A 10243-nucleotide genomic window follows, 5' to 3' on the forward strand; every position below is an offset into this window, starting at 1 on the left:
GCTCAACGAGCAGGGCACACGGACGCGGCGATGGGGTGGGCTCGACGCGGCGCCTCGCTGCGCTCGGTACCGGCTCAACGAGCAGGGCACACGGACGCGGCCTCGCGGTAGTCGTCGACGAACAGCTCGAAGCCGATGAGGTCCTCGAAGACACCGTCGGAGCGGGCAGCCAGCTTCTGCCTGCTGACCTCGCGGAAACCGGCCGCGCGGGCGAGTTTCTTGCTGCCTTCGTTGCTGTCGGCGGCGAACAGCGTCAACCGCCGGAACCCCAGCTTCTCGAAGGCATAGCGCACAGACGCCGGGAACGCTTCTCCCAGAACGCCCTGACCGCGCGCCTCGGGATGCGTGTAGAAGCCGGCCTCGGCACCGGTGACCTCGTCGATGTGCAGCAGGGTGATGTCACCGAGGTAGTCGTCGGTCTCCAGGTCGGCGACCGCCCAGGTGCAGGTAAGGCCCTGCGCCGCGGTCCACCACTTGCGCAGACGTTCGGCCGCGGCGTGCTCGAGTTCCAGCGGGTCGGGTCGTGCGAAAAGGTATTTGCGGGAGACCGGGTCGTCGAGGGTTTCGCGGATGCGCGGATCATCGTGTTCGGCGAGGGGCCGGAGACGGAACCGCTCGGTCTCGAACACGTCGGTGCGCCATTCCGTCTTCGGTTTCCGCACATCGTCGGCACGCAGCGAGCCGACCCACGCGTCCCGGATGTGTCCGCGGACCTCGATCCCGTCGGGCACCGCGGCGTCGAGACGGAACCCGCAGGAGTGCGCGACGCGCAGGGCGTCGATGTTGCCCGCGACCGTGGTCCAGCGGACGACCTCTTTGCCCGCCTCGGTGAAGGCGTAATCGACCGCCAGGAGGACCGCGCGTTTCATCACGCCCCAGCCACGGGCGTCGGGGTGGAGGTCGTAACTCAGCCTGCTGAGCGGCCCCTCCCCCTCGAGGTCGACGGTGCCGACGAACCGGCCGTCGAACTCGACGGCCCACAACATCCGGGAACCCTCCGCCCAGGATCGGGGTGCATAGTCGAGGGCGAACCTCTCGGCGGCGGCGCGACTGTAGGGCGCCGGGACGGGTGTCCACCGCATCATGGCCGGATCAGCCGCGAGCTCGACCATGCGATCGAGATCTCGGGGCTCATGAGGCCGCAGGGTCACTCCGCCGTCGGTGAGAACGGGGACGTTTTCGGGAATCGGGACCGCGGCTTTCACCGGTCAGCCTCCAGACCGAACTGGACGCCGAGCTCGACGGGACCCATCACTGTGACCACGCACGTTTTCGAGCGTACCGGCTGTTCCCGCGGCGTCGCCGGGTCACAGACGAAGAAGCAGGTCAGACGTCCAGCGTGCAGTCCCCGGCAGCGGCACTGATGCACGTCTGGACGCGTTCGCCCTCGACATGTTCGACGCCGGAGCGGAGATCGCGCACGCATCCCTTGTCGAGCATCACCACGCAGCTCTGGCAGATCCCCATCCGGCAGCCGAACGGCATGATCGCGCCCGCGGCCTCGCCGGCCTCGAGAAGAGTGGTGGCGCCGTCGACAGCCGCGGTCTTGCCGGACCGGCCGAAGGTCACCGTCCCGCCCTGCGCACCGACCACACCGCGTTCGAGGGCGAACCGTTCGATGTGCAAGCGGTCGGCCAGGTCGGCGTCGGAGTAGAGGCGATGCAGACCGTCGAGGAAACCTGCTGGGCCACACGCCCAGGTCTGACGCTCACGCCAGTCCGGGCACAGGTTCGGCAGCACCTCAGGGGTGATCTTGCCTGCCGTGCGGGTGTACTGCACGTGCAGGTCGACGAGACCCGAAGACGCCATCTCCTCGAGTTCGTCGGCGAAGAGCAGGTCGGCCTCGGTGGGTGTCGAGTGGATCAGGCGGATGTCGGTGTTCTGCTTGCGCTGTTTGACGGTGCGCAGCATCGAGATGATCGGCGTGAGTCCGCTGCCGGCGGTGGCGAACAGGATCTTCTCCGGCAGCGGGTCGGGCAGGACGAACTCACCGCGCGGCGCGGCGAGGCGCACCACGGTGCCCGGCGTCAGGCCGTTCACGAGGTGGGTCGACAGGAAACCCTCCGGCATCGCCTTCACGGTGATCGCGATGGTCTTGTCGTTCGCCGACGTATCGGGGGTCGAGGTGAGCGAATACGAGCGCCACGTCCATCGGCCCTCCATGAGCACGCCGATCCCGACGTACTGTCCGGGCGCGTAGTCGAACGAGAATCCCCAGCCCGGACGAATCCGGATGGTCGCGGTGTCCTCGGTCTCCCGGATCACCGAGATGACCTTGCCGCGCAGCTCGCGCGCCGACCACAACGGGTTGGCGAGATGCAGGTAGTCGTCGGGCAGCAACGGCGTGGTGATGCGGGTGACCGCCGCACGGACCCACTGGGCACCGCGACTTCGCGCCGCGACCCCGGCCACCGGTTCTTCGAATCGCTCGAGCAGACCCAACCCACACACCGCCTTCGACGTCAGGAACACTGCGTTGACACTCTAACCTACGCAACCGTAGGTTAGCGCCGTCAGGAGTCGGGGACGAGTCGGGTCAGAGCAGTTCGAGCAGGAACGGCAGCTCCTGGGTGGCATACCACGCGAGGTCGAAGTCCTCGGCGTCGCCGACGGCCAGTTCGGCGTCCAGGTCGCCCATGTCGGCTGCGTCGATGACGACCACCGCGGCACGGACCTTGTCCTCCGCCTCTTTTACGTCGACGTGGACCGAGGCGATCGCCGAGACCGGAATCGTCCCGGAGACCTTCACCACGGCGTCGTCGAGATCGGGACGGAGTTCCACCTCCTCGACGTCGGCGGCCACCACGACCCGACGCGGCGGCAACGAGGGGGTGTCGCCCGGCTTCGTGACGGCCTCGTCGGCGGCGAGATCGCCCTCGGCAGCGGCGTCGCCGGGCTCCGGCACTTCCCCGGCGAGCAGGCGCAACGACGCCCGTGCCGCCTCGCGCATCGCGACCTCGGAGAGTTCGTCGTCATCGCCGGAGACGAACGCCTCGCGCAGCGCCGGAGTCAAGGAGAATCCGGTACCGCCGATCGGCCGGAACTCGCCATTCGAGTTGAGCTGCATCAACATTGCCAACGTCGCCGGCAGGTAGACCCTCATTCGACCTTCGCTCCTCGCGGTCCGATTGCGGTACCCGCTCACCTTAGCCGCGACCTCGGCTCAGCCGGTGACCAGCAACTCATCGAAGGACTCGGCGACGTAATCCGCCATGTCGGGCAGGTCCCGGATGACACCGCGGTCGGCCATGAACGCGAACTGCAACCGGTCGCCGTACTCGACGACGCTGACCGCGAGCGCCCGCGGTGACACGAGAACCGGGATGTAGAAAACCTCGCGCACCGGAACACCGAGCACGAAACGGTCGGCGACCGGCGCCGTGCTCATCGCCACCGGCACGTTGTACGAGCGGCTGTCGAGAGACCGGAACGCCCGGGAACTGATGTCGGCGAACGGCACCATACCCAGCTCGGGAAACAGCGGACTCGGGCCGGTACTCATGCGTCGCGACGACTGCGCGTACCGGTCGGCGAGTCCCGCGACCTGGGCGAGCCGCACGGTCGGGTTCGATTCCCCCACCGGCAGGTCCGTCACGAAGCTCGGTTTGCCGACACTGATCCAGCCGGGTTCGGACTCCGCCTCGACCTCCACACCGGGGTCCCGGGTCGACAACGGGATCACCACCCGGACGGTGTCGGCCGGCACCGTAGCCGGGTCGACCGACAGCATCCACCTGCGCATCACCCCGGAGATGATGGCGAGCTCGACGTCGGTGACGGTGCAGTTGTGGTGATCGGCGATCTTCGCGCAGTCGCGGCGCGGCACCGACGCCGTGGTGAAGGTCCGCGTCGTCGTACCCGAGTTGTTGAGCGGACTGCGGGGAGCGGAGTCGGTGAGCTGGCCGACGACGTCCCCGAACCGCCGGACGGTGTTGCCGACCGCCGAACGCACCTCGGACACCAGGCCGTTGCCGTGCACCATGGTCTCGACCAGGTCGCCCGGACGGGCCATCGCCTCGGCGAGCGCACCGATGACCAGGCTCGTCGTTCCCGGCGGGGAGCCGGGCATCCACAGTTCCTCGGGCAGCGACTCCGGCGTGTCGGTGTCGTCGCAGATGACCTCGCTGATCTCCGGGTGCTCCGGACCATCGATCAGACAGCGGTGCGACTTCGTCAGGATCGCCAGCCGTCCGTCGGCCAGACCCTCGATCAGGTACATCTCCCACAGCGGCCGTGTGCGATCCAACGGTCGGGACATCACCCGGGAGATGAGCTCGGCGAGGTCGGTGGGACCGCCCGGCCGCGGTAGTCCCGAGCGCCGGATGTGGAAGTTGATGTCGAAATCCCGGTCGTCGACCCACACCGGGCGAGCGAGCCCAAGCGTGACCTCGCGGACCACCTGCCGGTACCGGGGCGCACGCTGGAGTCGGTTCTCGACCAGCGACACCAGCGACTGATAGTCGATCGCGGGTCTGCGGGACACGGAAGCGGAAGCGGAAGCGTTCTCCCCGGTCGCCGTGTCACCTGCCTTCATCCCTTCGCCGGCGCAGGGGTCGATGACCAGCAGCGCCCCGAGATGGGTCGTCGACCGGGCATCGTCGAGGAAGTAGTACATCGCGTCGCGCGGCGACAAACGGTTCACCACGCCGCCGATCCTAGCCGCCCGGACGCGTGGTGGCCGGAATCGACAGTGTCAGCAGAACTGCACAGCGGTCAGCAGAACTCGAGCGCCACGAGTTGCCAGCGGTATTCGACCTGACCGAGGCCGGCTCGCGCACCCCGGCCAGCGGCGCGCGGATCGGCTCCACGCACACGGCACGGCTTGCGTTCGACGCGCCCGGCGAAGGCGCGGACCCGCCCGCCACTGGTGTACGACCCGAAGACCTCGGCGCTGCTGGTGTCGCGCAGCTGGACGTGGACGCGGTGGAGGACCGTACCGCGAGCCGGCGGTCCCCCGGGGGCACCGCTCGTCTCGGCGACGCGGAAGGCGTCGTGGCGGACCAGTGCCACCACCTGGTCGGCGATCGCGGGCGAGACGGAGTCGCCGAGGTGCGCGATCCCGCGGCGGCGGTCGATGACCTCGAAGAGCAGTCGAGACGTGGCGACGGTGAACCTCCGGGCCTCCACCGCGGCGGCCACGGTCTTGCGCGACGGCCCCGCACCGGAGCGCGGCCGTGGGAACACGGTGCGCTCCCGGTCGGGCCCGGCCCCGGTCGCCCCGGCCCCCATCGCGCCGGGCCCGGCCGGTTCATACGTGGGGGCCGGCCGAACCCGAACCCTCGTCGTCTGTGCGCCGGCGGGTGGAGCGGAAGTGAGTGTCTGCATGGGGATTGGACGCAGCCACTCCCCTGTCAGGTTCCGCTTTTCACCCGAAAATTTTTCAGCGGCGCTGCTTCTTGGCCTTCGGCGGCTTCGGGCGGCTGCCCTTGGTGTTCGCACGCGCGGCCGCACGACGCTCCCGACGGCTGGCCGACTCGGCGGCACCGGCGAGTTCCTCCTCCTCGGAGTGGACGACCGTGCCACCACCCTCGTCGGGCCCGGAGAACGTCATCGGCACGTCACCATCTGTGACGCCGGACCCCCGCAATGCCGCGGGCACCTGCGAACCGGCGTCGGCCGCCGGGGCGGGTGCACCGGCACCGACCGCGGCACGCAGATCGGCCGCGGTGGGCAGCGGCGCCTGCGGTGCCGGCTGCTCGGTCTGCACCTGTGCGTTGAACAGAATGCCGAGCGCTTCCTCCTTGAGGCCCTCGAGCATGCCGGTGAACATGTCGAAGCCCTCGCGCTGGTACTCGACCACCGGGTCGCGCTGCGCCATCGAACGCAGGTGGATGCCCTCGCGGAGGTAGTCCATCTCGTACAGGTGGTCACGCCACTTGCGGTCGAGGACGCTCAGCAGGACGCTGCGCTCGAGCTGGCGCATCGCACCCTCACCGGCGAGCTCGTCGATGGCCTGCTCACGCTTGTCGTAGGCGGCCTTCGCGTCGGCGACGAGGGTCTCACGCAGCTCCTCGGCCGAGATGTCGTCGCGCTCACCGTATTCCGTCTCTCCGACAACGGCTTTGGGATCGAGTTCGATCGGGTACAGGGTGCGCAGGGCGGTCCACAGCTCGTCGAGATCCCAGTCCTCGGCGTAGCCCTCGGCGGTCGCGCCGTCGACGTAGGCGCTGACCACGTCGTCGATCATCTGCTTGACCTGCTCGTGGTGATCCTCGCCCTCGAGGATCTGGCGGCGCTCGGCGTAGATGATCTTGCGCTGCTCGTTCATGACCTCGTCGTACTTGAGGACGTTCTTGCGCATCTCGAAGTTCTGCTGCTCGACCTGGGTCTGAGCGCTGCGGATGGCCTTGGTGACCATCTTGGCCTCGATCGGCACGTCGTCGGGCAGACGGCTCATGATCGCCTCGAGCGCACCGCCGTTGAAGCGGCGCATGAGCTCGTCGGCGACGGAGAGGTAGAACCGCGACTCGCCCGGATCGCCCTGACGGCCCGAGCGGCCGCGCAGCTGGTTGTCGATACGACGCGACTCGTGGCGCTCGGTGCCGAGCACGTACAGGCCGCCGGCCTTGCGCACGGCCTCGGCCTCGTCGGTCGCCTCCTTGCGCGCGACCTCGATGGCCTCGTCCCAGGCCGCCTCGTACTCGTCGGGCGTGTTGACCGGGTCGAGACCGGCCTTGCGCAGACGGGTGTCGGCGATGATGTCCGGGTTGCCGCCGAGCACGACGTCGGTACCACGGCCGGCCATGTTGGTGGCCACGGTGACCGCTCGCAGACGGCCCGCCTCGGCGATGATCTGGGCTTCCTGCTCGTGGAACTTGGCGTTGAGGACGTTGTGCGGGATCTCGCGCTTCTTCAGCTGGCGCGACAGGTACTCCGACCGCTCGACGCTGGTGGTACCGATGAGCACCGGCTGGCCGATCTCGTGACGCTCGACGATGTCGTCGACGACCGCGGCGAACTTGGCCTCTTCCGTCTTGTAGATCAGATCGCCCTGGTCCTTGCGGACCATGGGTCGGTTGGTCGGGATCGGTAGCACCCCGAGCTTGTAGATCTGGTCGAACTCGGCGGCCTCGGTCTCGGCGGTACCGGTCATACCCGACAACTTGTCGTAGAGACGGAAGTAGTTCTGCAGGGTGATCGTGGCGAGAGTCTGGTTCTCGGCCTTGATCTCGACGCCTTCCTTGGCCTCGATCGCCTGGTGCAGGCCCTCGTTGAAGCGGCGGCCGTCGAGCACACGTCCGGTGAACTCGTCGACGATCAGGACCTCACCGTTGCGAACGATGTAGTCCTTGTCGCGCTGGAACAGTTCCTTGACCTTGATGGCGTTGTTCAGGTAGCTGACCAGCGGCGAATTGGCGGCCTCGTACAGATTGTCGATGCCGAGGCGGTCCTCGACGAACTCGACACCGGCCTCGTGCACGCCGATCGTCTTCTTCTTGATGTCGACCTCGTAGTGGACATCCTTCTCGAGCAGCGGCGCGATGCGCGCGAACTCGGTGTACCACTTGCTCGACCCCTCGGCCGGGCCCGAGATGATCAGCGGGGTGCGCGCCTCGTCGATGAGGATCGAGTCGACCTCGTCGACGATCGCGTAGGCGTGGCCGCGCTGGACGAGGTCGGCGAGCGAGTGCGCCATGTTGTCGCGCAGGTAGTCGAAGCCGAACTCGTTGTTGGTTCCGTAGGTGATGTCGGCTGCGTAGGCCTCGCGGCGCGCAGATGAGGACATGCCGGTGAGGATCACCGCGGTCTCGAGGCCGAGGAAGCGGTGCACGCGCCCCATCCACTCGGAGTCGCGCTTGGCGAGGTAGTCGTTGACCGTGACGACGTGGACGCCGTCGCCCGACAGCGCATTGAGGTACGCCGGCAGCACACAGGTGAGGGTCTTGCCCTCACCGGTCTTCATCTCGGCGATGTTGCCGTAGTGCAGCGCCGCGCCGCCCATGAGCTGCACGTGGAAGTGCTTCTGGTCGAGCACGCGCCATGCCGCCTCGCGGGCTGCCGCGAAGGCCTCGGGCAGCAGCTCGTCGAGCGTCTCACCGTCGGCGATCCGTTTCTTGAACTCGTCTGTCTTGGCTCGCAGTTCGGCGTCGGAAAGCGCCTCGAACTCGTCGGACAGCGCCTCGACGTGCGACGCGATCGCGTCGAGTCGCTTGACCATGCGGCCTTCGCCGACACGCAACAGCTTGTTCAGCACCGTGGATCGAGTCCCTCACCTGTAGAAAACACACGGAATCCGGCCCGTGCGAACACACAGACCGGATCCCATGGTAGCGAGGTGAGCTGAGCAGACCCTGATCGACCGGCACGTTGGCCGAAGACTTCATCCCTTCGGGATTCGTCGGCGGCTCACCGGAAGGGCGGCTCAGCGGCGTTCAGGTCAGGCGGATGAGGCCGTAGTCGAACGCATGCCTGCGGTACACCACCGACGGCTTGTCGGTCTCCTTGTCGTGGAACAGGAAGAAATCGTGCCCGACGAGCTCCATCTCGTAGAGCGCGTCGTCGACGTTCATCGGTACCGCGGTGTGTTCCTTCACGCGGACGATCTGACCCGGCGTGTACTCGTCCACGTCGTCATGATTGGACGTCGTGGCACCGGCCGCGGCGGTCCCGGGCTCACCGACGAGCCCCTCCACGGACAATTGGTTGTCCCGCAACGGCGGTGCCCCGATCTCGGTGGCCTCGGCCACCGACAGCGGACGGCGGTTGCCGTGGTGCACACGGCGCCGGTCCTTGACCCGGCGCAGGCGGGATTCGAGCTTGTCCAGGGACCGCTCGAGTGCGGCGTAGAAGTTCTCGCCGCAGGCCTGCGAACGGACGATCGGACCCTTGCCCTTCGCGGTGATCTCGACCTGCTGACAGGCCTTGGACTGTCTCCGGTTGCGTTCGTGGTACAGCTCGACGTCGAATTGGAAGATCGTCGGATCGAATCGCTCGAGGCGGGCGAGCTTGTCGCCGACGTAGATGCGGTAGTGGTCGGGTATTTCGACGTTCCGGCCGCTGAACACGATCTTGGCGATGGGCTCGGCGGGTTCGTCGGATTCCACCGTCCCCGGTGGGCGGACGAACGCGAACTCCTGGTCGTCGGAGTCGGTTTGGGCGGGTTGGTGGTCGGGCTCGAGGCCCTCCTCCACGGTCGGCCTCTGCTCTGCGAGTTTGGGTTCGCGCTGGCCTCTGCGGTGGATGACGTTGGACATTCAACTACCTCCTGAATTGTTCCCGGCGCGCCTGATACATCGTGATCTGTTGTCGCACTGATGATTTGGTCGACGTCGAGGATTAGTCCATGCCAACTGACAGCTGACACTCAACGGCAGGGGCACCACCTCCTGAAAACCGGTCGTTACCGGCGCGGGGAATCTGTTGTCCTCCCGGCAACCCGATGTACCCACGACCGTAGTCGCAAGTTCGGGTATCGGCCACGTTTTGGCCTGCCGCGTCGGCGGAGTCGGGACAAGTGGGGTACGAAGGCCCCGGCACGGTGATCCCAAGGTCTCGGCACACGTCGTCCAACAGGCCGATCTGTCCACAGCCGGCGCGACGCCACCGGGTTGGGCCACGACCGGACCTAGGGTCGGGACATGACCTGGCGACAGGTGCCGGCCGCGGCTGCGGATCTGGTCTTTCCCCTGGTGTGCGGCGGGTGCGGGCGGCCGGGGACGCCGTGGTGCCCACGCTGCGACAGGGCGTGGCACGACGTTCCCGTCGCCGCCCGGCCGCGCATCCCGCCCGGCGTTCCGGTGTGGGCTCTCGGGCGCTACCGGGGTCCGCACCGGCAGGGGATCATCGCGGTCAAGGAACACGATCGGCGTGATCTGATCCCACCGCTGGGCGCCGCACTCGCCCACGCCGTGCGGGTCCTGGCCGGCTGGGGCGAGATGCCCGACGCGGATCGCCTGACATTGATCCCCGCACCGACCCGCCGGATGAGCGCCCGCCGTCGCGGCGGCGACCGGGTGACCGCGATCGCCGAACACGCCGCACCTCTTCTGGGATCCCGGGTCGTCGTGACGCCGCTGCTGGTGACATCGGCGACCGCTCGCGACTCCGCCGGACTCGACGCCCGGGCGCGGGCCCGCAATCTCGCGGGTGCGGTCCGTCTGCGCGCCGGTCCGTGTCCACCGCTCGGTGGCGCGGCACTACTGATCGACGACGTGATCACCACGGGTGCCACCGCGGCCGAGTCGGTGCGCGTACTGCGTGCGGCCGGGGTCGGGGTCGCGGCGGTCGTGGTGCTGGCCGCCGC

8 protein-coding genes are annotated in these 10243 nt (G+C 68.0%); 1 reads left to right on the plus strand and 7 read right to left on the minus strand.

All coding sequences use genetic code 11. The features are described from left to right. Positions 1-74 precede the first annotated feature (74 nt). The 7 genes from GOAMI_RS21135 to hpf form a co-directional block, all read right to left on the minus strand. On the minus strand, positions 75-1205 hold the full coding sequence (locus tag GOAMI_RS21135; RefSeq protein WP_006438658.1) for a GNAT family N-acetyltransferase: 1131 nt from the start codon (positions 1203-1205) through the stop codon (positions 75-77). A gap of 121 nt (positions 1206-1326) precedes the next feature. Beyond that, positions 1327-2442, minus strand: coding sequence for a ferredoxin reductase (locus GOAMI_RS21140; protein WP_024497771.1), 1116 nt, complete (start codon positions 2440-2442; stop codon positions 1327-1329). 94 nt (positions 2443-2536) lie between these two features. After that, on the minus strand, positions 2537-3103 hold the full coding sequence (locus tag GOAMI_RS21145) for a DUF6912 family protein (protein WP_006438660.1): 567 nt from the start codon (positions 3101-3103) through the stop codon (positions 2537-2539). 60 nt (positions 3104-3163) lie between these two features. Further along, positions 3164-4645, minus strand: a complete 1482-nt coding sequence (locus GOAMI_RS21150; protein WP_006438661.1) for a wax ester/triacylglycerol synthase domain-containing protein — start codon at positions 4643-4645, stop codon at positions 3164-3166. 68 nt (positions 4646-4713) lie between these two features. Then, on the minus strand, positions 4714-5184 hold the full coding sequence (locus GOAMI_RS21155) for an Rv3235 family protein (RefSeq protein ID WP_310649853.1): 471 nt from the start codon (positions 5182-5184) through the stop codon (positions 4714-4716). A gap of 196 nt (positions 5185-5380) precedes the next feature. Further along, positions 5381-8194, minus strand: coding sequence for a preprotein translocase subunit SecA (gene secA / locus GOAMI_RS21160; RefSeq protein ID WP_006438663.1), 2814 nt, complete (start codon positions 8192-8194; stop codon positions 5381-5383). Between the two features lie 178 nt (positions 8195-8372). Continuing rightward, complete coding sequence (hpf, locus tag GOAMI_RS21165) at positions 8373-9194, minus strand: ribosome hibernation-promoting factor, HPF/YfiA family (RefSeq protein ID WP_006438664.1); 822 nt, start codon at positions 9192-9194, stop codon at positions 8373-8375. 384 nt (positions 9195-9578) lie between these two features. On the opposite strand from hpf, the gene GOAMI_RS21170 reads away from it, so the two are divergent. Continuing rightward, positions 9579-10243 (plus strand): ComF family protein (locus tag GOAMI_RS21170; protein WP_006438665.1); only part of this gene is annotated, 665 nt, incomplete at its 3' end.

Origin of the sequence: Gordonia amicalis NBRC 100051 = JCM 11271, assembly GCF_000332995.1 — a bacterium.
GTDB lineage: Bacteria > Actinomycetota > Actinomycetes > Mycobacteriales > Mycobacteriaceae > Gordonia > Gordonia amicalis.

What these genes read in the sequence shown, in the direction of transcription:
- GOAMI_RS21145 (WP_006438660.1), bottom strand. Translation starts at nt 3,103, where the DNA reads ATGAGGGTCTACCTGCCGGCGACGTTGGCAATGTTGATGCAGCTCAAC.
- hpf (WP_006438664.1), bottom strand. Translation starts at nt 9,194, where the DNA reads ATGTCCAACGTCATCCACCGCAGAGGCCAGCGCGAACCCAAACTCGCA.